This window comes from Vulcanithermus mediatlanticus, from assembly GCF_055385885.1.
In genome coordinates this window covers 871,919-894,863 of record NZ_AP042385.1, presented here as the reverse complement: position 1 = coordinate 894,863, position 22,945 = coordinate 871,919, and the positions used below count along the sequence as shown (strand labels likewise).

The 22,945-nt window shown below is 67.9% G+C and carries 22 protein-coding genes; 10 read left to right on the top strand and 12 right to left on the bottom strand.

Going from position 1 to position 22,945, the window contains the following annotated elements; translation table 11 throughout:
• Nucleotides 1-9: 9 nt before the first annotated feature.
• The 8 genes from ACZ5BT_RS05510 to dnaA form a co-directional block, all read right to left on the bottom strand.
• On the bottom strand, nt 10-1,608 hold the full coding sequence (locus ACZ5BT_RS05510; RefSeq protein WP_464885609.1) for an ABC transporter substrate-binding protein: 1,599 nt from the start codon (nt 1,606-1,608) through the stop codon (nt 10-12).
• Between the two features lie 94 nt (nt 1,609-1,702).
• Nucleotides 1,703-2,881 (bottom strand): PucR family transcriptional regulator, encoded by a 1,179-nt coding sequence (locus tag ACZ5BT_RS05505; RefSeq protein WP_464885608.1) that lies wholly within the window; start codon nt 2,879-2,881, stop codon nt 1,703-1,705.
• Nucleotides 2,868-3,686, bottom strand: a complete 819-nt coding sequence (locus tag ACZ5BT_RS05500; protein ID WP_464885607.1) for a GNAT family N-acetyltransferase — start codon at nt 3,684-3,686, stop codon at nt 2,868-2,870. The genes ACZ5BT_RS05505 and ACZ5BT_RS05500 overlap by 14 nt, the downstream gene beginning before the upstream one ends.
• The gene (locus ACZ5BT_RS05495; RefSeq protein WP_464885606.1) at nt 3,656-4,483 is read right to left on the bottom strand and encodes a MurR/RpiR family transcriptional regulator; all 828 of its coding nucleotides are present in this window, start codon (nt 4,481-4,483) and stop codon (nt 3,656-3,658) included. The genes ACZ5BT_RS05500 and ACZ5BT_RS05495 overlap by 31 nt, the downstream gene beginning before the upstream one ends.
• A gap of 219 nt (nt 4,484-4,702) precedes the next feature.
• On the bottom strand, nt 4,703-6,124 hold the full coding sequence (gene pyk / locus ACZ5BT_RS05490; RefSeq protein WP_464885605.1) for a pyruvate kinase: 1,422 nt from the start codon (nt 6,122-6,124) through the stop codon (nt 4,703-4,705).
• Nucleotides 6,105-7,382 (bottom strand): phosphopyruvate hydratase, encoded by a 1,278-nt coding sequence (gene eno, locus ACZ5BT_RS05485; RefSeq protein WP_464885604.1) that lies wholly within the window; start codon nt 7,380-7,382, stop codon nt 6,105-6,107. The genes pyk and eno overlap by 20 nt, the downstream gene beginning before the upstream one ends.
• Before the next feature lie 21 nt (nt 7,383-7,403).
• Nucleotides 7,404-8,489: a DNA polymerase III subunit beta gene (gene dnaN / locus ACZ5BT_RS05480; RefSeq protein WP_464885603.1), complete on the bottom strand. Its 1,086-nt coding sequence runs from the start codon at nt 8,487-8,489 to the stop codon at nt 7,404-7,406.
• A 272-nt stretch (nt 8,490-8,761) separates the two neighbouring features.
• Entirely contained in the window at nt 8,762-10,087 is a 1,326-nt protein-coding gene (gene dnaA, locus ACZ5BT_RS05475) for a chromosomal replication initiator protein DnaA (RefSeq protein ID WP_464885771.1), read from the bottom strand.
• A 176-nt stretch (nt 10,088-10,263) separates the two neighbouring features.
• Between dnaA and ACZ5BT_RS05470 the strand changes: the two genes are divergently transcribed.
• The 5 genes from ACZ5BT_RS05470 to ACZ5BT_RS05450 are packed head-to-tail and all read left to right on the top strand — an operon-like array spanning nt 10,264 to nt 14,408.
• Nucleotides 10,264-10,458, top strand: coding sequence for a hypothetical protein (locus ACZ5BT_RS05470; RefSeq protein WP_464885602.1), 195 nt, complete (start codon nt 10,264-10,266; stop codon nt 10,456-10,458).
• 42 nt (nt 10,459-10,500) lie between these two features.
• Nucleotides 10,501-12,324: a tRNA uridine-5-carboxymethylaminomethyl(34) synthesis enzyme MnmG gene (gene mnmG, locus ACZ5BT_RS05465; RefSeq protein ID WP_464885601.1), complete on the top strand. Its 1,824-nt coding sequence runs from the start codon at nt 10,501-10,503 to the stop codon at nt 12,322-12,324.
• Nucleotides 12,321-12,872: a 16S rRNA (guanine(527)-N(7))-methyltransferase RsmG gene (locus tag ACZ5BT_RS05460; protein WP_464885600.1), complete on the top strand. Its 552-nt coding sequence runs from the start codon at nt 12,321-12,323 to the stop codon at nt 12,870-12,872. The genes mnmG and ACZ5BT_RS05460 overlap by 4 nt, the downstream gene beginning before the upstream one ends.
• The gene (locus ACZ5BT_RS05455) at nt 12,869-13,615 is read left to right on the top strand and encodes a ParA family protein (protein ID WP_464885599.1); all 747 of its coding nucleotides are present in this window, start codon (nt 12,869-12,871) and stop codon (nt 13,613-13,615) included. Before ACZ5BT_RS05460 ends, ACZ5BT_RS05455 begins: the two co-directional genes overlap by 4 nt.
• Entirely contained in the window at nt 13,599-14,408 is an 810-nt protein-coding gene (locus tag ACZ5BT_RS05450) for a ParB/RepB/Spo0J family partition protein (protein WP_464885598.1), read from the top strand. The genes ACZ5BT_RS05455 and ACZ5BT_RS05450 overlap by 17 nt, the downstream gene beginning before the upstream one ends.
• A 105-nt stretch (nt 14,409-14,513) precedes the next feature.
• Here the strand turns inward: ACZ5BT_RS05450 and ACZ5BT_RS05445 are convergent, their stop codons facing one another.
• The 3 genes from ACZ5BT_RS05445 to ACZ5BT_RS05435 are packed head-to-tail and all read right to left on the bottom strand — an operon-like array spanning nt 14,514 to nt 17,577.
• Nucleotides 14,514-16,565, bottom strand: coding sequence for a DNA internalization-related competence protein ComEC/Rec2 (locus ACZ5BT_RS05445; protein ID WP_464885597.1), 2,052 nt, complete (start codon nt 16,563-16,565; stop codon nt 14,514-14,516).
• A gap of 51 nt (nt 16,566-16,616) precedes the next feature.
• On the bottom strand, nt 16,617-16,937 hold the full coding sequence (locus tag ACZ5BT_RS05440; RefSeq protein ID WP_464885596.1) for a ComEA family DNA-binding protein: 321 nt from the start codon (nt 16,935-16,937) through the stop codon (nt 16,617-16,619).
• Nucleotides 16,924-17,577: a YcxB family protein gene (locus tag ACZ5BT_RS05435; RefSeq protein WP_464885595.1), complete on the bottom strand. Its 654-nt coding sequence runs from the start codon at nt 17,575-17,577 to the stop codon at nt 16,924-16,926. Before ACZ5BT_RS05435 ends, ACZ5BT_RS05440 begins: the two co-directional genes overlap by 14 nt.
• Nucleotides 17,578-17,674: 97 nt before the next feature.
• Between ACZ5BT_RS05435 and ACZ5BT_RS05430 the strand changes: the two genes are divergently transcribed.
• Together ACZ5BT_RS05430 and ACZ5BT_RS05425 are read left to right on the top strand one after the other, a co-directional pair.
• A complete protein-coding gene (locus ACZ5BT_RS05430; protein WP_464885594.1) occupies nt 17,675-17,881 on the top strand; it encodes a hypothetical protein in 207 nt (68 codons plus the stop codon).
• Nucleotides 17,882-17,908: 27 nt separating this feature from the next.
• Complete coding sequence (locus ACZ5BT_RS05425) at nt 17,909-19,090, top strand: tetratricopeptide repeat protein (protein ID WP_464885593.1); 1,182 nt, start codon at nt 17,909-17,911, stop codon at nt 19,088-19,090.
• Here the strand turns inward: ACZ5BT_RS05425 and ACZ5BT_RS05420 are convergent.
• The gene (locus ACZ5BT_RS05420; protein ID WP_464885592.1) at nt 19,067-20,071 is read right to left on the bottom strand and encodes a threonine aldolase family protein; all 1,005 of its coding nucleotides are present in this window, start codon (nt 20,069-20,071) and stop codon (nt 19,067-19,069) included. The two genes, ACZ5BT_RS05425 and ACZ5BT_RS05420, sit on opposite strands and share 24 nt — an antisense overlap.
• Before the next feature lie 232 nt (nt 20,072-20,303).
• Between ACZ5BT_RS05420 and ACZ5BT_RS05415 the strand changes: the two genes are divergently transcribed.
• The 3 genes from ACZ5BT_RS05415 to ACZ5BT_RS05405 are packed head-to-tail and all read left to right on the top strand — an operon-like array spanning nt 20,304 to nt 22,912.
• Nucleotides 20,304-21,044 carry an aspartate/glutamate racemase family protein gene (locus ACZ5BT_RS05415; protein ID WP_464885591.1) on the top strand — a complete coding sequence of 247 codons (741 nt, stop codon included), beginning with the start codon at nt 20,304-20,306 and terminating at the stop codon, nt 21,042-21,044.
• Complete coding sequence (locus ACZ5BT_RS05410) at nt 21,041-21,832, top strand: putative hydro-lyase (RefSeq protein ID WP_464885590.1); 792 nt, start codon at nt 21,041-21,043, stop codon at nt 21,830-21,832. The genes ACZ5BT_RS05415 and ACZ5BT_RS05410 overlap by 4 nt, the downstream gene beginning before the upstream one ends.
• Before the next feature lie 36 nt (nt 21,833-21,868).
• Nucleotides 21,869-22,912, top strand: coding sequence for a TRAP transporter substrate-binding protein (locus tag ACZ5BT_RS05405; protein WP_464885589.1), 1,044 nt, complete (start codon nt 21,869-21,871; stop codon nt 22,910-22,912).
• The last annotated feature ends 33 nt before the right edge of the window (nt 22,913-22,945 follow it).

The following is a 22,945-nucleotide window of genomic DNA, read 5'->3' as shown; positions in this document are numbered from 1 at the left end:
GAGGGGGACCTAGGGGTTTTTGTCCATGTAGAAGAAGCGTGTCAGCGTGTCGTTGAAGTAGATGTAGCCGGTCACCTTCTTGTTGAGCACCACGTTGAAGTTGGGGCTTGCCAGGTAAACCTGGGGAACGTCGTCGGCGATGATCCGCTGAGCCTTCCGGCTGGCCTCGGCCCGGGCCGCCTGGTCGCGGCTCAGCATGTAGGTGTCGATGATGGCGTCGACTTCAGCGTTCTTGTAGCGGACGTAGTTGGTGGGGCTTTTTGAGTGGAAGTTCCAGAACATGTGGTAGTAGGGGTCGTTGACCCAGGAAATCCAGTCGTCGATGAAGAACTGGAGCTTGCCCCCCTGCTGCAGCTCGTTGAAGGTGGCGAAGGGGAGCTTCTCGATGGCCACCTTCATGCCGATCTTGGAAAGCGCGTCCTGCACGATCACCGCTTCCCGTTCCTGTTCCTCGTTGCCGATCCGGATCGAAAGCTTGATGGGCGGGAGCCCTTTGCCGCCGGGGTAGCCCGCTTGGGCGAGGAGGGCTTTCGCCTTTTCGGGGTCGTAGCGGTAAGGCCAAGCGCTCGGGTCCGAGGTGGGCATGCCGTCCTCGATCGGGCCCACCGGCACCCGGGCATAACCACGGTAGACCTGCTTGATGATCAGCTCGTAGGGAATGGCGTAGGCGACGGCCTTGCGAACCAGCTTGTTGTCAAAGGGGGCGATGGTGTTGTTCATCATCAGCCGGTCCTGGTTGGTGGTTGGCAGGCTCAGGATTTTGAGGAAGGGAATTCGTTTGAGGCCGTCGAGCTCGCGCACCGGAACCTGGTTGGCCATGTCCACCGCTCCGGTCCGCAAAAGCAGCATCCGCTGGGCCGGATCCGGGACGATCTTCATCACCACCCGCTGGATCTTGGGCGGTCCCAGGTAGTAATCGGGGTTCGCCTTGAGGACGATGCGGTCGCCGGGAACGTAGGACTCGAGGAGGTACGGCCCGGTGCCCGAGCCCAGGTTCTTCTTGAACCAGTCGAGGGCCCAGGGATCCTTATCGGTGGCGTGGGCCTTAATGTCGGCGGGGTCAACCGGCGCCGCGTTGTAAATGGTCAGGTTTTTGAGGGTGAGGGTGTTGCCCTGCTTCATGGTCAGGGCCACGGTGTAATCGTCGATCTTCTTGAACTGGTCGGCGCTGGTCACCGCGCCCCCCATCCCCACCAGGAAGGTGGTGATGCTCTTTGTTTCGAAGATCCGGCGCATGCCCAGGATGACCGCGTCGGCGTTGAAGGGGGTCCCGCTGTGGTAGCGCACGCCCCGGCGCAGGTGGAAGATCACGGTGTTGGGGTCGTTCTCGTCGAAGGCCCACACCAGGGCCAGCTGCCCCACCAGCTTTTCCATATCCACCGTCTGGTAGGTCGTCCCGTCGGGTGCGGTTCGGGTGACGATCTTCGGACGGATCAGGGTTTCGAATACGTTGGCCGAGACCGTCTGGGTCGGCGTGCTGCCCACCGAAAACGCGGGGTCAAAGGTGTCGATGCCGCCCTCGACCGCGACCACCAGCGTCTTTTGAGCCGCCGCCGGCCCAAGCGCCAATGCGCCGAGTACCAAAAGCCACAAAAGCCTTCGCATCATCTCGCCTCCCCCCTAAAAGGGTGGGCCTCATCTTAGGCGGCTCGGGGGATGGCGCCCATGTCCGGCGGGGACAACCGGCGGCGACAGGGTTGGCCTAAGGAGACAATCTCGGCTTTTTGAGCAGGATCTTGGCGGCGATATGGTAAAGCAGCTTGTGCTCGCTGTCAACTTCGCGCAGACCGAGCAGGGCCTCAAGCCGGCGCATCCGGTATTTAAAGGTGTTGGGATGAATCCCCAGCGCCCTGGCCGCCTTGCTCGCCGATCGGTCGTGCTCGAAGTAGGCGACGAGGGTCTCGAGCAGCGCCCGGCGGTACCGGGGTTCGATGGGCCGAAGCGGGGCGAGCAGCGGTTCGAGCAGCCCCAGCAGGTCCTGGTGCCGCGCGAGGGCGTGTAGAAAGATCAAGGGACGGACCTCGGCAAAGCTCACCAGGGCGCGCCTCAAACCGTAGATCCTGTGGACCTCGATCGCGGCCTGGGCCTCGCCGTAGCCCTTGGCCAGCCCTTCGGGCGGCGGATGCTCACACCCCAGTCCGGCCACGAAGGCGGCTTCTTTCACCTGGCGCCGCAGCGCCTCCAGCAACGAGCGGGAAAGCGCCTCGGGGGCCCGACTCCCCCGCCGGTCAAAAAGGACCACGAACCCGGTTCCGTGAGGGACCACCACGTGGTGGGGTGCATCGGCGAGCAGCACCTCGCGCACCACGAGCAAGACCCGGCCCCGGAGCGCGTTCAAGTAGCCCTCGCCCCGCTGCAGGTGGGTGAGGTAGAAGACTTCGGGGTCCTCGAGGTCCGCCACCAGAACCCGGTTCTTCTTCCCCAGATCGAGCCCGAGCGCATCCCCCCGGGCCAGGAGAGCGTCCGGCGAACGGTAGTCCCCTTGGAGCGCATCCTCGACCACCTCGCGCCTGAGCTGATCGGCATCGACGTGGACCGGGCGCTCGGCCTCGTAGATCGCGCTCAGGATCTGGGCCCCGAGATCCAGGGGCAACCGGGGGCCCGGGTGGCTCAGGAACACCAGATCGGAGCGGAGTGCCCGTCCCGCTTTCGGGCGCTCACCCCGGGGAAGGACGAAGGCCAGGTGGCGGAGGAGCGAGGTGTTGCGGTGGGCTTCAAGCCAATCCAGGAGCACCCCGGCCTCCTCGACCAGATAAACCGTTCCCGGCAGCGGGCGGGCGCCGGGAACGAAGGCCTGCACCCGCGAGACCTCGCACAACCGGGGGTTTCCGGCGACGGGCGTCAGCGTTTCCAGCCGGGTCAGGATCTCAGCCAGCCGCATCGTCCTCCCGAACCAGCAAATAGGCCGGCCCCGCCCGGCGGGCGAAATCGGCGACCACGAACCCCCGCGCCAGATAGTGGCTCAAAACCTCCCGGATGTGCTGCCGCCAGCGGATGGCGAGCGCCGGGTCCCGCGAGAGAATCGCGCCGAAATCCTGTGGGATGCGAACCAAGAGCCGGGGCGCTTCAACATCGAGCCTGGCCTCGAGGGGCACCGCTCCTTCCACCCGGTTGGCAAAAGGAAGCCCCGCGGTTTCGGGTTCGGGGCGATGGCCCTCGAGGCGCGCCACGACCTCCGGGGATTCCAGCACCCACTCCACCAGCAACCGGTCGGAGGGCACGCCGCGGTTCACCCCGCCCATGGGGCCGTAGAAATCGGGGAGATAGGTGCGCGAGCGTGCGCCGAGCTTTCCCAGGTTGAAGTTGGCGTTTCGGGCCCGGAGGGGGTCGAAGGTCCAAACCACGCGCTCGATCCCGCGCGCGAGACACCACGCTCGCTGAAACCGCTTGAGGGCAAACCCCAAACCCCGATCCCGGTACTCGGGGAGGACACCCATCATGTGCGAATGCTGCACGCCCGGATCGGCGGTGGGAAAACCGAGCACGAACCCGACCATCCGCTCTCCCAAAAACGCGCCCGCGACCAGCCCGCCCTCGTGCACCAGGGCCACCAGCAGGTCCTTGGGAACCACCTCAACCTCCGGCATGCCCCAGATCGCCCGCTCGAGGGCCACCACTTCCAAGAACGCCTCCGGCGAGCGCAGCTCGCGGACGGTCACAGGGAGAAGGTCTCGAGCGCTTCCCACAGCCGCTCCGCCTCCTCGATCCGCTCGCCCCCCATCTGACGCGCCAGCACGATGGCCAGCCCCTGAGCCAGGCTCACCATCGCCGTCACCGAGGCGAAGTTGCCCGGACCCCGTGCCCTTACCCGAAACGTCCGGTCAGCGAACTCGAGCAGCGGCGAAGGCCCGGTGTCGGTCACCGCGAGGAGACGCGCCCCCTGCCGCCTGAGCCCCTCGGCGAGCACCACCGTCGCCCGGGCGTAACGGCCGATCGAAAAGACCACCGCCCAGTCGTCCTCGCCAACGTCCAATAGCCGCTCGGGATGGGTCAAAACCCCCTCGTCCAGTAAGCGCACCTCGCCGCGCAAAAACCCCATCAGGGCAGCGAGCAAAACCGCCGGGGCCCTGGAGACCCGATACCCCAGCACCCAAACCCGGCGGGCCCGGGCGAGATCGCGGGCCGCCGCCTCGATCTCGGTCTGGGAGACCGAGGCCAGCGCCAAGAGCGCCTCCTTCTCGAGCTCCAAAAACCTCGGCCAGACCTCGCCCTCATCCGGCACCCGCGGCGCCATGGCCTCGCGGAGATTGCCGCGCAAAACCCTTTGCAAGGCGGGATAGCCCTTATACCCGAGCCGCTGGGCGAAGCGGGTCACCGTTGAGGGATGAACCCCCAGCACCGCCGCCACCTCGGTGATGCTCTGGAAGGGAATCTCGCTGGCGTTCTCGAGCACATAATGCGCCAGCCGCCGTTCCACCGGCCCCATCTTGGGGTAGCGGCGCTCGATTCTCTCGCGCAGATCAACCACTTCATGCAACCGCATTTGCACGAATATACAACGGGGCAAATTATATTGCCAAGCCACCAAACCGAGCGCCTTTGCGCCCTCCGACATGGGGTGGGCGGCTGGCGGCCGTTCGCGTTTTTCAGGACCCCCACCGCGGCGCGAACCAGGCCCCAACCACGGGTATCGTGGCCGGAGCCGGGGAAGGACGCGGCCGGAGCTGCTTGTCGGGATCTTGCAAATCTCGCGGTCGGGGGCTCAGCGGACGCGCTCGACGCGCAGCATGTTGGTGGTCCCGCGAACGCCGAAGGGGACGCCAGCGGTGATCACCACCTGCTCACCCGGACCCACGAGCCCCGCCGCCCGGACCTCGTCCAGTGCGATCCGCACCATGTCGTCGGTGTCCTTGGGATTGGGCGCCAGCCGGGGGAAGACCCCCGAGGCCAGAATCAGCCGGTGGTGGGTTTCCTCGCTCGGGGTCAGCGCCACTACGGGGACCTGGGGACGGACCCGAACGATCCGCCAGGCCGAGCTGCCGCTGGAGGTAAAGACCACGATCGCCCGGGCGGGCAGGGTCTCGGCGACGTCGACCGCGGCCAGCGCGATCGCGTCCTGGGTGGTGTGCAGCGGGGTGGGACGGAGCTGCACCAGGCGGTCGGCGTACTCGGGGGACGCCTCGACCCTGAGCGCCACCCGCACCATCGAACGCACCGCCTCCACCGGATAGGCGCCGGCAGCGGTCTCGGCCGAGAGCATCACCGCGTCGGTGCCATCGAAGATGGCGTTGGCCACGTCCGAGACCTCGGCCCGGGTCGGGCTCGGGCTTTGGATCATCGACTCGAGCATCTGGGTGGCGGTGATCACCGGCTTGCCCGCGTGCACCGCCCGGGCGATGAGGCGCTTTTGTACCAGGGGGACTTCCTCAAGCGGCATCTCGACGCCCAGATCGCCCCGGGCGACCATGACACCGTCGGCCTCCTCCAGAATCTCGTCGAAGCGGTCCACCGCCTGCGGCTTCTCGATCTTGGCGATGAGCCCGGCGCGGGAGCCATAGCGGTTGAGGTAGTGGCGGGCGAGCAGGAGATCGTCCCGGCTGCGGACGAAGCTCATCGCCACCCAGTCCACCCCCAACTGGGCGCCAAACGCCAGGTCCTCGATGTCCTTTTCCGAGAGCGCCGGGACCGAGAGCTCAGCGCCGGGAACGTTGATCCCCTTGCTATCGCTCAAGGGTCCGCCCACCTCGACCACGGTATGGATCTCGGTGGGGGTCACCGCCTCGACCCGCAGCACCAGCTTGCCGTCATCGAGCAGCAAGCGGTCGCCCTCGCGAACGTCGCCGGGCAGACCCTTGTAGGTCACGGAGACCCGAGAGGCATCCCCCAAAACCTCGTCGGTGGTGAGGGTAAAGGTCTGGCCAACCTCCAGCTGGACCGGGCCCGCCTCGAAGCGCCCCACCCGAATCTTGGGGCCCTGCAAGTCTTGCAGGATGGCCACCGGCCGCCCCACCGCACCGGCCGCCTCCCGCACCAGGGTGACCGTGTGCTCGTGATCCTCACGGGCTCCGTGGCTGAAGTTGAGCCGGAAAACGTCGACCCCGGCCTCGACCAGGGCCCGGATCACCTCGGGGTTCCTCGAGGCGGGGCCGATGGTGGCCACGATCTTAGTGCGTCTGGAAAGCATCCCGTCCCCAAAAACGCGCGCCTTCGCCGAGGGCGGCCTCGATGCGAAGGAGCTGGTTGTACTTCGCGGTGCGCTCGCCCCGCGACGCCGAACCGGTCTTGATCTGCCCCGCGTTCAGGGCCACCGCCAGATCGGCGATGAAGGCATCTTCGCTCTCCCCCGAGCGGTGGGAGATCACGGTGTTGTAACCCGCCCGCCGGGCCTTCTCGATGGTGAGGAGGGTCTCGGTGAGGGTCCCGATCTGGTTGAGCTTGATCAGGATGGCGTTGGCGACCCCTGAAGCGATGCCGCGCCCCAGCCGCTCGACGTTGGTCACGAAGAGATCGTCCCCGACCAGCTGGACCCGGCCGCCGAGGCGCTCGGTCAAAAGCCGCCAGCCCTCCCAGTCGTCCTCGGCCAGGCCATCTTCGATCGAAACGATGGGGTAGGCTTCGACCCAGCCCGCCCAAAAGGCCACCATTTCCTCCGAGGTGAGTTTTTTCTGCCCGCCCTCGAGCCGGTAGTGACCGTCCTGGTAGAACTCGCTGGCCGCCGGGTCGAGCGCCAGGGCCACCTCTTCCCCCGGTCGGTAGCCGGCCTTCTCGATGGCCTCGAGCAGCACCTCGATGGCTTCCTCGTTCGCCCGAAGCTCCGGGGCAAACCCACCCTCGTCGCCGACGTTGGTGGAGAGGCCGCGCGATTTGAGCACCGCCTTGAGTTCGTGGAAGACCTCGACCCCGGCCCGCAGGGCCTCGGAGAAGCGGGAAAAGCCCAGGGGAACCAGCATGAACTCCTGGACGTCGAGGCCGTTATCTGCGTGTTTGCCCCCGTTGATGACGTTCATCAGCGGCACCGGCAAAACATCTCCGGCCACGCCGCCCAAGTAGCGCCAAAGCGGCAGCCCCAAGGCCTCGGCTGCGGCCCGCGCCGTGGCCAGGGATACACCGAGAATGGCGTTGGCCCCGAGCGCCGATTTGTTGGGGGTCCCGTCGAGCTCGATCATCGCCTGGTCGACCGAGGCCTGGTCGAGGGCGTCGAGCCCCACCACCTCCGGAGCGATGCGGTCGCGAACGTTGGCCACCGCCCGGAGCACGCCTTTGCCCCGGAAACGGGGGCCACCATCGCGAAGCTCCACCGCCTCGTGGGTCCCGGTCGAAGCCCCGCTGGGAACGATGGCGCGACCTACGGCGCCGTTTTCGAGCTCTACCTCGGCCTCGAGGGTGGGGTTCCCCCTCGAGTCCAGCACCTCCCGCGCGCGAACATCAACGATCGTGGTCACCACCGCACCTCCTCGCGAAGTCTACACCCTGAGCGGCACCACCACCGCCAGGTACCCCGGGTCCTCGACGCCGGTGAGCACGCTGGGGCTGTTGGGCCCCGAGAGGCGGAAGCTGGCCTGACCTTTCAACCCCTTGAGCGCATCGACGAGGTACTGGGCGTTGAAGGCCGCCATCAGCGGGCCTTCGCCCTCGGTCTCCACCGGCAGCTCCTCGCGGCCCCGCCCGAACTCGCCCTCGGCGGCGACCTCGACGGCCCCCGGCCGGAGGTGGAGGTCGATGCGCTGGTTGCCCTTATCTGCCAGCACCCGCACCCGCTCGATCGTTTGCCGGAACGCTTCGGCGTCAAAGCGGATCTCAAACACGAAGTTTTCGGGCACCACCCGCTCGTAGTCGGGGAATTCGCCCTCCATGAGCCCGATGCCCATGCGGAATCCCCGGGCCTCGATGCCGAGCCGCGCGCTCCCGAGCCTGACCGAAACCTCGCCGCTCGCGTCCTTCAGAACCCGAACCAGCTCGTCGGCGCTGCGGGCGGGGAGAACCCGCTTGGCCTCCGGGGCCCCGCTCAGCCGGGCATCGTAGAGCGCCAGGCGGAAGCCATCGGTGGCGACGGCACGCATCCGGTCGGGCCTGAGCTCGAGCTGGATCCCCCGGAAGACCGCCCGGTACTCCTCGTTGGCCGCGGCGTAGCGCACCCTCGAGAGCGCCTTGGCGAGCTCCTGGGCGGGCAGGGAAACCGCGTCGCCGTCACCGAGGTCGAGCGGAGGGAAGGATTCGGGGTTCGACACCGCCATCCGGGTCAGGAACGAGCCGCTCTCCACCTCGAGGCCCTCGCTGCTGAGCGCCAGCGCGGCGAACTCGCCGGGCAACGAGCGGACGATCTGACCGAAGACGTGCGCAGGGACGAGTCCGGCACCCTCGCCCTCGACCTCGGCCGGAACCCGGAGCTCGAGGTCCAGCTCGCCGTTGCTGGCCCGGAGGACCAGCTCTCCCTCGCTCCCCTCGAAGTAGAGGTAGCCGAGGGAGGGCAGGTTGGGGCGGTTGGGCGCGATCCGTTCCAGGACGCTGGCCGCTTCTGCAAGGGAACGTTTTGGAACACCGATTCGCATGGAGCCTCCTTTAAAGATTACTACGATGATCTTTGCCTAAAGATATAAAGAGAGTCGTCGTAGTAGTAGGGGCTGTGGAAACTGTGGAAAAGTGGGAAAAAAGCCGTCAGGGACGCTGTTCGCGCTGTGGAGAAATCTGTGGAAAAGTTGAGGGTGGTTGTGGAAAAGCTGGGGAAAACACCGCCGGTTTTCCACAGCCCCGAGCGGCGCCGAGTTTTCCACAGCCCTATCCACAGGGTTATCCACAGGTTTTCCACAGGGTTATCCACAGCTCAGTACACCCGCCCTAGGATGCCCTCAACCGTCTGCTGAAGCTCGGGGTTGGAGGCGATCTCCTTCTTGACTTTCTGGACCGCGTACAGGACCGTCGTGTGGTCGCGCCCCCCGAAGTACTGTCCGATCTCGGGGAACGAAGCCCCGGTTTTTTCCCGGATGAGGTACATCGCCAGCTGGCGGGGAACGACGATCTCCTTGGAGCGCCCCTTGCCCTTGATCTCTTCCGGCTTGACGCCGAACCACTCCGCAACCGCGCCCAGGATGTCGTCCATGGAGACCTCGCGCTGTTCCTGGGTGAAGACGTTCGACAGGGCGCGGGCGGCCACCGCCCGGCTGATCTCGACCCCGTTGAGCGAGGCGTAGGCGATGAGCCGGACCAGGGCGCCCTCGAGCTCGCGGATGTTCGATGTGATCCTCCGGGCGATGAACTCGAGGACGTCTTCCGGGATCTCAACCCCCCGGTACTCGGCGTTCATCTTCAGGATGGCGATTCGCGTTTCCAGGTCGGGCGGCTGGATGTCGGTGATCAGCCCCCACTCGAAGCGGCTCCGGAGTCGGGATTCGAGGGTTTGGATTTCTCGGGGGGTGCGGTCGGAAGACAGGATGATCTGCTTGTGGTTTTCATAGAGGGCGTTGAAGGTGTGGAAAAACTCCTCCTGGGTCCGCTCTTTCCCGGCGATGAACTGGATGTCGTCGACCAGGAGCAGGTCCACCGAGCGGTAGCGCTCGCGGAACTCACTCATCCGGTCTTCCTTGATGGCATTGATGAGATCGTTGGTGAAGGTTTCGGTGGAGACGTAGGCGATCTTGGCCTTGGGGTTCTTCCGGGCCACATAGTGGCCGACGGCGTGCATCAGGTGGGTCTTCCCAAGCCCCACACCGCCGTAGATGAAAAGCGGATTGTAGGCCTTGGCCGGAGATTCGGCGACCGCGAGCGCGGCGGCGTGGGCCATCTGGTTGTTGGGGCCGACGACGAAGTTTTCGAAGGTGTACTTGGGGTTGAGCTTGCTACGGCTGGCGCTGCCGTTCTCGCTGCTGACCGGCACGTGGGCGAAGATGTTCTCCTGCACCGCCTGACCGGGAACGACCCTCAGCGCGAAGCGGGGGCTTGCGGCGCCGAGGCGCATGAGGGCCTCCTTGATGAGGCCGGCGTAGTGCTTTTGCACCCACTCGCTGGCGAAGGTGGTGGGTACGCCGAGCGTGAGCTCGCCACCCTCGATCCCCAGGGGTTGGATGCGTTCAAACCAAGTATGGTACTCGACCTCGGTGATGCGTTCTCGGATGTAGTTGAGCGCTTCTTGCCAGATTTCTGCTTCGGTGATCACCGTGCACCCCCAGGAACCTTCATTTTAAGCCCAGAGAAAGGCTGTGGCGATGCGGTTGCCTCCGGCTCGACACGGGCTGGGTCTTCGCTTTGGCAGTCTACCCCAGGCCGGGGTGTGAGGTGGACCGGGCGCCTCTTCCGGTGAGGTAATAAAATATCACGTCTGGGGAAGCTATGGAAGAGAGGATCGCGCGGCTTGAGCGAATGGTAGCGAGTCTTGGTTACCGGCTGGCCTACGACGACGAGAAGGGTCAGGCGCTGGCTTTTTTCGATGACATCCTCTTCGGCTGGGGCGAGGGGCGGACCCGGGAAGAGGCGCTGGAGGACCTCCTCCGTCGCTTGGGTGCCGACCCCGACGGCGAAGGTTAGGGGGCATCTGGGGCGGCGGCCCCCCGTGTTACCTTGTAAGCGATGGGCGTTTCACGTGAAACGTTCGACGTCGTGGTGATCGGCGGGGGGCACGCCGGGGTGGAAGCGGCGTACGCGGCCGCCCGCCTCGGCGCTCGGGTCGCGGTGCTGACCCTCGACCCGCAGCGCATCGGCGCCATGCCCTGCAACCCGGCGGTGGGCGGACCCGGCAAGAGCCAGCTCGTGCACGAGGTTCACGCCCTGGGAGGGGTGATGGGGCGAGCCGCCGACGCGGCTGCGATTCACACCCGGGTGCTGAACCGCTCGAAGGGGCCGGCGGTTCAGAGCCTGAGGGTACAGGTCGATCGGGACCTGTACGCCCTCGAGGTCCAAGACCTCCTCTTCTCGCACCCGAACGTCACGGCGGTCCGGGGCGAGGCGGCGCGGCTGCGTCTCGAGGGCCGCCGAATAACCGGAGTCCTGACCAGCGACGGCCGGGCGCTCGGCGCAGGCGCCGTGGTGGTGGCCGCGGGGACGTTTTTGCGGGGGAAGGTCTGGTACGGGCGCCGCTCGCGCCCCGCCGGCCGCCAGGGCGAACCCCCGGCGACCCACCTTTCGGGCCACCTGGCGGCGCTCGGTCACCGCCTGCAGCGGTTCAAAACCGGGACCCCGCCGCGCCTGCGCCGCGACACCATTGATTTTTCTGACCTGACCGAGGTGCCGCCGGACGAACCGCCGGGAAGCTTTTCCGGGCGGGCGGGGCCTCACGCCAGCGCCCACCCGACCTGGATGACCAGGACCACGACACAAACCCACCGGCTCATTACCGCCAACCTCGCGCTCTCCCCCCTTTACGCCGGGGATGTCTCGGCGGTGGGCCCCCGTTACTGCCCTTCGATTGAGGACAAGGTGGTCCGGTTCGCCGACAAAGACAGCCACATCCTCTTCGTCGAGCCCGACGGGCTCCACACCAGCGAGGTGTATTTGCAAGGCTTTTCCACCAGCCTCCCCCCGGCCCTGCAAGAGGCGATGGTGCGTTCGCTTCCGGGCTTGGAACGCGCCGTCATCCAGCGGTATGCCTACGCGGTGGAGTACGACGCGGTGGACCCCACCGAGGTCACCTGGGGGCTGATGTCGCGCCATGTCGAGGGGCTCTTCTTCGCCGGGCAGATTCTCGGCACCTCGGGATACGAGGAGGCGGCGGCGCTTGGCCTCCTCGCCGGGGTGAACGCCGCCCGCTGGGCGGCGGGCCTCGATGAGGTGCACCTGCCCCGCAGCTCGAGCTATCTGGGGGTCATGGTGGATGACCTGGTGAGCAAGGGCGTCGACGAGCCCTACCGAATGATGACCTCGCGCGTCGAGCTCAGGCTCCTCATTCGAGGCGACAACGCCGACGAGCGCCTGGTGCCCAAGGGCGTGGCCTGGGGGCTCTTGCCGAAGGCCCGCCTCGAGGCCGTCGAGCGGAAGTATGCCCGGGTTGAGCGCGAGCTTTCCCGGCTGGCGAACGCCCGGATCGCCGGAACCAGCGCCCTGCACTACCTGCGGCGGCCAGAGGTGACCTACACCGAGGTCCTCGAGCTGATCGGTCCGCCCGAGGAACCCCTCGACCCGGAGGTCCGCCGGCAGGTCGAAATCCGCGCCAAGTACGCCGGATACATCGAGCGCCAGGAACGCTTGCGCCAGCGCTTCGCCGAGCTGGCGGCGCACCCGCTGCCACGGTCGCTCGACTACTCAGGGGTGCCTTCGCTGAGCAAGGAGGCCCAAGAGCGACTGAGCCGCCAGCGCCCGCGGAACCTGGCCGAAGCGGCCCGGATTCCCGGCGTTCGTGACTCCGATGTCACAGCGCTGCTCGTTCACCTGGCCAAGCGCTCGAGGGGGGCGCGGTGAGGGCGCGCCTCGAGGCCTACCTCGACCTGCTCCGCGAATACGGGAGGGTCGCCGACCTCTCCTCGGCCCGCGTCCTCGAGCACCCCGACCGTCAGTTGCGGGACGCCTTGGCCTACGGCGAGGTGCTGCCCACCGGGGCCGAAGTGCTCGATCTGGGCTCGGGGGCCGGCTGGCCGGCGATTCCGCTGGCCATTGCCCGCCCCGACCTGACGCTGGTCCTGGTCGAACGGCGCCAGAAGCGGGCCGCCTTTCTGTCGCTGGCGGTGGCCAAGCTGAACCTCAACAACGTTCGCGTCCACGCCGACGACGTCCGGACATTGCGGCTCAAGGTGAATCACGTGACCGCCCAGGCGGTCGCGCCGTTCGCCGACGTGTACCGGTCGGTCCGTCACCTGGTGAGGCTTCCTCTGGTTCTGGTTTCGCGCAAGGGGGAGGATTGGACGCAGGAAGTCGAGGCGCTGGCCGCCCTGGTGCCGGCGGAGGTGTTTCACGTGAAACGCCTCGAGGGGGGCGGGTCGCTGGTCGCGGTAAGGGTGGGGGAAGGATGAAGATCGCCATCGCCAACCAGAAAGGGGGCGTGGGGAAGACGACCACCGCCATCAACCTGGCGGCGAGCCTGGCCGACAAGGGGCGGCGGGTGTTGCTCGTGGACCTCGACGCCCAGGGCAACGCCACCTCGGGGCTGGGGGTTGGGCCGCCGGAGCAGGACGTGGGGACGTACTTGCTGGGTGAGGTCGAGCTCGAGCCGGTAAAAATTCGCCTTGAATCGCTCGAATTCGACCTGCTGCCGGCGGGAGAGGACCTCCTCTCGGTGATGGCCGAGCCGGCGGAAGCCGCTGCCCTCGCCAGGCGCCTGGCGAGGGCGGCAGCGGGCTACGATTACGCCATCCTGGACACCCCGCCCAGCATCAGCCCCCTCTCGCTGGCGGCGATGGCCGCCGCCGATACGATTTTGGTCCCCCTGCAGGCCGAGTACTACGCCCTCGAGGGTCTGGCGGCGCTGCTCGCCACCCTCGAGCGGGTCCGGCTCCGACTCAACCCCCGCCTGCGACTTCTTGGTATCCTGCTCACGATGTACGACCGTCGAACCCTGCTTTCGCGGCAGGTGGAGGAAGAGGTGCGACGGCACTTCGGTGCGCGGGTCTTTAAGACCGTGATTCCGCGAAGCGTGCGGCTGGCCGAATCCCCGAGCCACGGGTTGCCGATCGTTCGCTACGCGCCCCACACGCCGCCGGCCTGGGCGTACCACGCGCTGGCGCGGGAGGTGATCGAACGTGTCGAAACGGCGTAGCGGGCTGGGACGTGGCCTTGACGCGCTCCTGCCCAGCGAGGGCGTGCGCATGAGTCAGCTCCCCCTGGCCTTGATCGAGCCCGGGCCCTTTCAGCCACGGCGTCGTTTCAACGAGGCGTCGCTGCAGGAACTCGCCGAGTCGGTGCGGGCGAAGGGGGTCTTGCAGCCCCTTCTGGTGCGCCCGAAGGGCGACGGCTACGAGCTGGTGGCCGGCGAGCGCCGGTTCCGGGCCGCGCAGCTGGCGGGACTGACCGAGGTCCCGGCGATCATCCGGGAGATGAGCGACCAGGAGGCGCTCGAGCTGGCTTTGGTGGAAAACCTCCAGCGGGAGGACCTCAACCCGGTGGAAGAAGCGCTCGGGTACCAGCGCCTCATCGACCTCGGGCTTTCCCAGGAGGAGGTGGCGGCCCGGGTCGGCAAGGCGCGGAGTACGGTGGCCAACGCCCTCCGGCTGTTGCAACTCCCCCGGGCGGCGCTTGAGGCCCTCGAGCAGGGAACGATCACCCCGGGGCACGCCCGGGCCTTGCTCATGCTCCCCGAATCGAAGCGGCTGTGGGGTCTGCGCGAGATTCTTTCTCGCCAGCTCAGCGTGCGGGAGGCCGAGCGGCTCAAGGCGCGCCTCGGCCAGCCACCCCAAAAACGCCAGGCCTACCCGGAAGTGGCGGCGGCCCTCGAGGCCCGGCTCGGGGTTCGGGTCCGGATCACCGGCCACCGCCGGGGACGGATCGAACTCCACTACGCCTCGGCTGAGGAACTCCAGGCGCTCTTGGACCTGCTCGGGTACGAGGGCTAAGCCTCTCCGCCGTGGCCAAAGCCAGGGCGGGATCCCGGAAAAAACGCAAAACCATCGCCAATCCGGCATCGGTTTGGTGCAGGGCGTACGGCGCTCGCTGAGGGTTTAGGGGGCCATGCGAACCTCGATGGCGCCGGAGGCGTCGGTTCGGTACACCGCCGCCGGGGTTTTTTGAAGGCGTTCCAGGGTGCTGGGGCTGGGGTGGCCGAAGCGGTTGGGCCCCACTCCGATCAGGACCACCCGCGGGCGCGTGCGTTCGAGGAGCAGGGGTCCGGTGCCGTTCTCGGCGCCGTGGTGGCTTGCGACCAGGACGTCGAGGGGCAGTTGGGGCAGCCCGTCTTCGTAGCGGGCGGGGAGGTCGCCGAGAACCATCACCCGGCGAGTGCGCCAGGAAAACAAAAGGACCAGGCTGCGGGCGTTGTCGCTTCGGGGAGTGACGGCCCTCGGGTTCCAAACGCTGATCCGGGCCGGCCCCAGCTCGAGGACATCGCCATAGGCCAGGCGGAGGACCGGGATGCCCCGCTCCCGGGCCAGGCGGATGGCGGGATCATCTTCGGGGTAAAAAACGCTCACCGCGAGCGCCCCCACCGCTTTGGATGAGAGGATCTCCGGCGCGGCGCCGGCGTGGTCCTGGTCGGGGTGGGTGAGCACCAGGAGGTCGAGGTCGTCGATGCCGAGGGCGTCCAGGGCGCGGATGACCCGGCTCGCGGCCCAGGGAGCGCCGGTGTCGACGAGGGCCTCAACCCCGCCGGGGAAGCGGAGGAGCGTCGCGTGGCCCTCGCCGACATCGAGCTGCCAGAGGTCGAGCTCGGGCAGGCGGGCTGGCAACAGTGAGAAAAGGGCGCTGAAGAGGATGAGGGCCAGCGCCATCGAGGGCCGCAAGCGGCCCCGCATCCAGGCGTAGAGCGCGGCCAGGGCGGTGTAGTAGAGCAGGTAGCCCGCCGGGGATACCTCGCCCCAGGTGAGGGCCGGCCCCTGGGCGAAGCGCCGGGCCACGGCGATGAGGGCCTGGCCGGTGACCTCGAGGGCCGGGGCGATCCCGGCCAGTCCCGCGGCCTTGGCCATGCCCAGGGGTACGAAGATGGTCACCAGGGGAATGGCGAGCAGATTGGCGAGTGGCGAAAGGAGTGGCAGGGCGTGAAAGCGGTCGAGGATCAGCGGTACCGAGAGCGAGATGGCGGCCAGGGTGGTGGCGGGTGCGACCCAAAGGGGACGGAGGGGCAGGGGGCGGTTAAGGATGAGGGGCAGGAAGAGCCCGAGGCCGGCCAGCGCCAGGTAGGAGAGCTGGAAAGAAAGGCTGGCCATGGCGTAGGGGTTGAGCGCGAGCTGCACGGTGAGCGCCAGCGCCAGCGCCTGCCCCAGGGGAAGCCGGCCCCGGCCCAGGAAGAGGAGCGCGAAGATGGTCACCGCCATCAGCGTGGCCCGGGTCAGGCTCGGCGAGGCCAGGGCCAGCTGCCAGTAACCGAGGAGCAGGACGGCGACGACGGGGTAGCGGTAGCGGCCCAGGGGGAAGAGCAAGAGGGTCAAAAACCCGGCCAGGATGCCCACGTGAAGCCCGGAGAGCGCGAGCAGGTGGGCCAGGCCCGCGGCCTGGAACGTCGCCTGAAGATCGCCGAGCCGCTGCCGGTCTCCGAGGACGATCGCCGCCGCCAGGGCCCCGACCTCGGGGGAGAGCTCACGGGTGAGCACGCCTTCCAGCCGCTTCCTGAGCGACGGGGCGGGGGGTTCCAGCTGGGTGATCTCGCGGGCTTTGATCACCGCGAAGATCCCGAGCCCGCGCAGCCAGGTTCGCTCGTCGAAGCCGCCGGGATTTTTCGGCGGCGAGGGGGGCTTTAGGGTGCCCGCGACCCTGACCCAACCGTCGGGGGGTCGGGGGTAGCGCTTGACCCACACCACGCCCCGCTCGGTGCGGAGGAAGCCGTTTTGCAGCTGGCCGGTGAGGACCACGGGCTGGCCGTAGTCGGCCGGCCAGGGGTTTCTGTGGACGAGGAGGCCGATCGCCACCACCAGCCCGCCGGCGAGCAGGGCCCAGCGCCCGGGTTTGGTCAGGAAAGCGGCCAGGCCAAGGCCGGCGAGGCTCCAGGGGACGAGGGTCGAGGACGCGACCAAAAGGGCCCCGAGGGCCAGCGCGTAGACCGGGGGGACGGATACCACCACCGGTCATTCTCTTCCCGGCGCTCGGTTTTTGCGGTGATCTGTGACGAACGCCTAGGGCGTGACCAGGGGGGCGATTCGGGCAAAGAGCCTGGGGCCGATGCCGGGAACCCGCAGGAGATCGTCGATACGGAGGTAGGGCCGGTGCGCGATGATGCGCTCGGCGAGCGCGGGGCCGACGCCGGGGAGGGCCTCGAGTTCGGCGCGGCTGGCCCGGTTGAGCGAAACCCGTGGCCGGGCCTCGGGGGCATAGGTCTGGACCACGAGGCGGGCGGGGACAAAACGCAGGGTCACGTGGGGCCAAAGCCCCCAAATCCCGGCCAGGAGGGTGAGGAAGGCGAGGGCGAAGGCGAGGCGTCGTTCAGAGGTCGGCAACCTTCCACTCCACCAGGGCGAGCCCCAGCGCCCCGATGAGGACACCGATCAGGAGCATGGGGTCGGCGTCGGGGAAGAGGACGAAGCTGGCCAGGCCAAAGAGGGCGGTCAGAAGGCCGGTGAACTTCAGCGGCAGCGAGAGCCGGCCGCGGCGTGCTGGGGATTCCTGGGACTCCGGTGCCACCGGCGGCGGGGCGGGTTCGACCTCAGGTGGCGGGACGGGGTCGGTCACCGGCGGCTCTGGCTCGGGGACCAGCGGCGGCGGCTCGACGGGCTCGGCCTGGGCCGGGGCTTGTGGTTCGGGAGGCGGGGGCGGTTCCACAGCCGGCTCGGGTTGGGCTTTGCGGGCGCGGGCCACGTGGGCCTTGATGTTTTCGAAGAAGGCTTTGAGCTCGGCCAGGTCGAAATCGGCCACCTTGGCCTCGATGAAGGTGGCGTCGGGACCGGCGATCGTCAGCCGGCCGGACTTTCCGGCCGAAACCTTGCGAACCTCGCGGAGAGGGGCGCGTTGCGTGCCGCCCTGGTCGATGTAGATCAGCTCGCTCTCGGTGACGGCGAAGAGCGCCCCCCGGCCCTCGAGCTGGCTCAGGATCACTTCGGAGGTGGCCTTCCGAAGTTCGGCTTCAAGATCGGAACCCATAGTGTGTCCATTCTACGGCGTTTGGGCGATGGAAAAGGCTCGCGATTCACGGCGGCGACCGTCGATGGGACGTTTGCCCTCCTGGTAAGGTGTGGCCATGGAGGAGATCCGATTCCGGGTGGTGACCGGCACCGATCCCGATCTCTTCGAAGAGCGGCTCAACCGGCTCCTGGAGGCCCTTCCTGAGGGTGCGTTGTTGCTCGATGTAAAGTTCTCCACCACCGCGGAGCGGGGCAGCGTGGTGTTCTCGGCCCTGGTTTATTACAAGATCGTCGCCAGCTGGGACGAGGCGTCGGGCCCGTGAGGGTGTGCACGGGGAAAGGAGGCTTGGGTGGCTGAGAAAAAGATCTCGCTTTTGGGAAGCGTTCCCGACGACCTTCCTCCTTCGCCGGGCGCGGAGCTCATCATCTACCTGGCGGCCCGACCGGGCTGGCGCCCGGTGGAAGAGGTGCGGGCGGTGATCCCGCCGCTCGCCGAGGCGCTCCAGGCCGTCAAGGGCTCGCCCTATGACGAACTTCTCGAGGCCCAGGGCACCGACCTGCGGCTTTCGTTGACCAGCGACGTGGTGGATTTTTGGCAGGAGGCCTACCGTGACCTCGAGAAGGTGCGCGCGCTGTATGGCGTTTTAGCCGAGGGGTTTGAGAGCCCTCTGCCGACGTTTGCCGAGTGGTTGCAAAAGGAGCGGCAGGAGACCCTGGCCGGGCTCTGGGCCACCGCGCTCGGGTATGCCGCCCACCTGCTGGATCAGCGGCGGCCGGACGAAGCCGAGCCCCTGCTCCGGTCCATGGAGGCGGGGTTTCCCCTCGAGGCCCGCACCGCGCTCGACCTCGCCGACCTGTACTGGCGGATGAACCGGCCCGCCGACACCGCCCGGGTGATCGAGGCGGTGCTGGATGAGGTTCCGGAGCGGACGCGCCCGCGGGCGATGCTCAACCTGGGGGCGGCCCAGTTGCGCGCTGGCGAGGTGGAAGAGGGCCGCCGCTGGCTCTCGGCGCTTTTGGAGACCGAGTACGACGAGCGTTACTGGGCGCTTTTGCACCTGGGCGGCGTCGAGGTGCTGCTGGGCGCGGCCGAGACGGCGCTTTCGCGGGCGCGCGAGGTTCGCGAGGTGGCCGAGCGGGCAAAGGCGGTGGACCTCCTCTTGATGGCGCTCTTGCTCGAGGGCGAGGCGCTTTTGCGCATGGGAAAGCCCAAGGAAGCGGCGACCGGGCCCCTGGCGGTGGCGATGGGGTTGCAGGAGATGGTGGGGCGGCCCTTTTCCGCCATCAGCCAGGCGTTGCTGGCGGAGGCGCAGGCCGACTGGGGCAAGGGAAAAGCCAAGGCCAAAGAGCTGGCGGAAAAAGCTTTCCGCAAGGCCCGGGAGATGCGAGACGCCTACGCGGCGAGCCGTGCCCTCTTCGCCCTCTATAAAGCGGGCGGCGACCCCGGGGCCCTGGCCATGGCCCGGCGCGAGGCCGAGGCCGCAGGGCACCGCCCCTGGCGCGACTATCTAGAGCGCCTGCAAGCGTCTTAGCGCCTCGGCGACATCCTCGGGCGCCAGATCGCGGTGGGTGACGAAGCGCACCCGAGTGGCCCCGAGCGGCAGCGCCAGAATGCCCAGCGAGGCAAGCCGCTGGCAAAAGGCGGGGGCGTCCTCGACCTCGAGGTAGACCATGTTGGTCTCCGGCGGCGGATCGACGCGGTGGCCGAGGGCAGCAAGCCCATCGGCGAGCGAGCGGGCCTTTTGGTGGTCCTCGGCGATGACCGCCTCCCAGTCGCGAAGGGCCACCAGCGCCGCCGCCGCCAGCACCCCGGCCTGGCGCATGCCGCCCCCGAGGATCTTGCGGTAGCGCCGGGCCTCGGCTTCAAGCGCCCGGGGCACGAGGAGCGCGCTCCCCACCGGGGCGCCGAGCCCTTTTGAGAACGACACCATCGCGGTGTCGAAGCCTCGGGCCAGCTCGCCCGGCGGGGCACCGGTCGCCACGCTCGCGTTCCAGAGCCTGGCCCCGTCGAGGTGGGTGGAAAGCCCGGCGGTCTTGGCCGTCTCGAGCAGGGCGTTTTTGAGTTCGAGCGGCAGCACCGTCCCCCCGGCGAGGTTGTGGGTGTTTTCCAAAAACAGGGCGGCGGTGGGGGCCTGGTGGGGGCTATTGTGCACCGCCTGGATCACCGCCTCTGGCGCCGGGCGGCCGCCCGGCGCCGGGAGGGTGCGGATGAGGGCCCCGGCCAAAAGGGCGGGCCCGCCGAGCTCGAACTCGAAGACGTGGGCCCCCTCGGGGGCGAGGATTTCAGCCCCCCGCCGGGCGTGGAGAAGGACCGCGATCTGGTTGGCCATGGTGCCTGAGGGGGTGAAGACCGCGGCTTCGAACCCGAGCCGCTCGGCGACGGTCGCCTCGAGGCGGCGGACGGTGGGGTCCTCGCCGTAGACGTCGTCCCCCACCTCGGCCTCGGCCATGGCCCGGCGCATGGCCGGGGTGGGACGGGTGAGGGTGTCGCTGCGGAAGTCGATGGGCTCCATGGTCCTAGCCTAAGCCCCCGGCGGGTCGCATGGCGCGACCGCGAGTGCGATCTCACACCGCTCGCTTGAAAAGACGCAGGTCTTCGCTTAGCATGCCGGCAAAGCCAAGGCTTGGCCGTTGTCCGGGATCGACAACCCCCAAAGGCCGCAATTGTCGTTTGGGGACATGGCCCTCGGGAGCGGGCGGGGGTAGGTTGGCCCTACGCCAGAGCGCGGGAGGGAGGCAAGCGAAGTGAAACTCCTGGTTGTGACCCCGATTACCACCCCGGGGCTGCACGTTGCCGACGAGTTTTCGGCCATGGTCGATCCCGACACCGAGATCGTCCACACCACCCTCGAGGTGGGCCCGGCCTCGATCGAGTCCGAGTTCGACGAGATGCTGGCGGTGCCGCAAACGGTGGCCAAGATCATCGAGGGCGAGAAAAACGGCGCCGACGCGGCCTTCATCGACTGCATGGGCGATCCCGGCCTCAAGGCGGCGCGCGAGGCGGTGCGCATCCCGGTCGTGGGCCCCTGCGAGGCGAGCATGCACCTGGCGGCGATGCTGGGGCAGCGTTTTTCCGTGGTCACGGTCTTAGATTCGGTGGTGCCGATGTTTTGGAACCATGCCAGGGTGTACGGCGTCGCCGAGAAGCTGGCCTCGGTGCGGTCGGTGGACATTCCCGTCCTCGAGCTGCACCAAGACCCCGGGGCCATGGTCGAAGCCCTGGTTCGTGAGTCCCGGGCCGCCGTGCGGGACGACGGCGCCGATGTGATCATCTTCGGCTGCACCGGGATGTGCGGCGTGGCCAAGGAGGTCCAGTCGGGGGTGGGCGAGGTGCCGGTGGTCGACCCGGTGGAGGCCGGGCTCCGGCTGGCCGAACTCCTGGTGAAGACGGGGCTCTCCCACAGCAAAAAGACCTACCCCTTCCCCCGAGCGAAGTCGATCCGGGGCTACGACTTCGTGCCCCGGATCGGGGAGGTGGAGGCGTGAGCTTGCCCAAGGACACGCCCCTCAAGGCTCTCCGGGCGGCGATCCGGGCGGGTCGCTTTACCGGGCACACCGCCGGGTACGCCAGGGGGCACGTGCAGGGCAACGTGGTGATCCTCCCCAAGCGCTGGGCCTTCGACTTTCTCGCCTACTGCCAGCGCAACCCGAGGCCCTGTCCGCTGCTCGCGATGTCGGACCCCGGCGACCCCACGCTCCCCGAACTGGGCCAGGACCTCGACATCCGCACCGACGTGCCCCGCTACCGCGTCTTCCGGGAGGGGGAGCTTTTGGAGGAGCCCACCGACATCCGCGATCTCTGGCGGGACGACCTGGTGACCTTCGTGCTCGGTTGTTCGTTTTCCTTTGAGGAAGCGCTCGTCGACGCCGGGGTACCGGTGCGCCATCTGGAGCAGGGGAGCAACGCGGCCATGTTCCGCACCAACATCATGACCCGGCCCGCCGGCCCTTTTCGCGGCGAGCTGGTGGTCACCATGCGCCCCATGCCCCCGGCGGCGGCGATCCGGGCGGTGCAGATCACCAGCCGCTACCCCTTTGCCCACGGGGCGCCGGTGCACCTGGGTGATCCCGGGGCGATCGGCATCCAGGACCTCGCCCGCCCCGACTGGGGCGACGCGGTCGAGCTGCGCCCCGGGGAGATCCCGGTGTTTTGGGCCTGCGGGGTCACCACCCAGGTGGCCATCGCCAACGCCCGGCCCGAGCTCACCATCACCCACAGGCCCGGCTCGATGCTGATCACCGACCTCAAGAACGCGGCGATGACCTTGCTTTAGGCAACAAGCGGCCAGCGGTCGCGGAAGGAGGAAGCGATGAAGAAGCAGGGATGGATCTGGGCATTGGCGGCATTCTTCGCGGTGGCCCTGGGGCAGGGTTTCCCCAAGCTCCACCTCAACGTGGTGGGCACCTGGGGCCACCTCACCATGTTCAAGGCCTACGAAAAGCCGTTTTGGGAAAAGACCATTCCCGAAAAGACCGGCGGGCAGATCACCACCGAGGTGCGCCCCTTCAACGAGATGGGTCTGAAAGGCGCGGAGATCTTCCGCCTTCTGGGCAAGGGGCTGTTTGACGTCGGCTCGACGGTGCTCGACTACGTGGCCTCGGACGCGACCGAGGTCGAGGGGCTCGACCTCGCCGGACTGGCGATGGACATCCAGACGGCGCGCAAGGAGGCCGAGGCCTACAAACCCTTCCTCGACGAGGTGGTGCAGAAGAAGTTCGGCATCAAGGCCCTGGCGGTCTATCCTTACCCGGCGCAGGTGCTCTTTTGCAACGCGCCCATCACCAGCCTCGCCGATTTGAAAGGCAAGAAGGTGCGCACCAGCGGGCGGTCTCTGGCCGAGTTCGTCGAGGCCCTCGGGGCCACCGGGGTCACCATGCCCTTCAGCGAGGTGCCTCAAGCCTTGCAGCGGAAGGTCGTCGACTGTGCCATCACCGGCACCTCTTCCGGCTACAACGCCAAGTGGTACGAGGTGGTGACCCACGTCTACCCCCTGCCGCTCGGCTGGGACCCGGTCATGGCGGCGATGAACCTCAAGCGCTGGAACAGCCTGGATGAAAAGACCCAGGCCTTCTTGCTCAAGGAGGCGGCTGGCCTCGAGGACGCCATCTGGAAGGCCAGCGAGCGCGAGACGCAGGAGGGCCTGAACTGCCTCACCGGCCAGGGCGATTGCAGCCTGGGCCAGCCGGCGAACCTCACTTTGGTGCCGGTGTCTGAATCCGACCGGGCGCTGGTGCAAAGGATCCTGGTGGAGACGGTGGTGCCGAAGTGGGCGGCGCGCTGCGGCCCTGACTGTGCCGAGCGCTGGAACGAAACCATCGGGCGCGTGGTTGGCATCGAGGCCCCGGTGAAGTGAGGTGGCATCCGGCCGGGGGTCATTCTGGCCCCC

Coding starts and splice junctions, on each gene's coding strand:
- ACZ5BT_RS05405 (WP_464885589.1), top strand. CDS start 21,869: ATGAAGAAGCAGGGATGGATCTGGGCATTGGCGGCATTCTTCGCGGTG.
- ACZ5BT_RS05470 (WP_464885602.1), top strand. CDS start 10,264: ATGGAAGAGAGGATCGCGCGGCTTGAGCGAATGGTAGCGAGTCTTGGT.
- ACZ5BT_RS05435 (WP_464885595.1), bottom strand. CDS start 17,577: ATGGGTTCCGATCTTGAAGCCGAACTTCGGAAGGCCACCTCCGAAGTG.
- ACZ5BT_RS05495 (WP_464885606.1), bottom strand. CDS start 4,483: ATGCGGTTGCATGAAGTGGTTGATCTGCGCGAGAGAATCGAGCGCCGC.
- ACZ5BT_RS05420 (WP_464885592.1), bottom strand. CDS start 20,071: ATGGAGCCCATCGACTTCCGCAGCGACACCCTCACCCGTCCCACCCCG.
- pyk (WP_464885605.1), bottom strand. CDS start 6,124: ATGCTTTCCAGACGCACTAAGATCGTGGCCACCATCGGCCCCGCCTCG.
- ACZ5BT_RS05455 (WP_464885599.1), top strand. CDS start 12,869: ATGAAGATCGCCATCGCCAACCAGAAAGGGGGCGTGGGGAAGACGACC.
- mnmG (WP_464885601.1), top strand. CDS start 10,501: ATGGGCGTTTCACGTGAAACGTTCGACGTCGTGGTGATCGGCGGGGGG.
- ACZ5BT_RS05510 (WP_464885609.1), bottom strand. CDS start 1,608: ATGATGCGAAGGCTTTTGTGGCTTTTGGTACTCGGCGCATTGGCGCTT.
- ACZ5BT_RS05505 (WP_464885608.1), bottom strand. CDS start 2,881: ATGCGGCTGGCTGAGATCCTGACCCGGCTGGAAACGCTGACGCCCGTC.
- ACZ5BT_RS05430 (WP_464885594.1), top strand. CDS start 17,675: ATGGAGGAGATCCGATTCCGGGTGGTGACCGGCACCGATCCCGATCTC.
- dnaN (WP_464885603.1), bottom strand. CDS start 8,489: ATGCGAATCGGTGTTCCAAAACGTTCCCTTGCAGAAGCGGCCAGCGTC.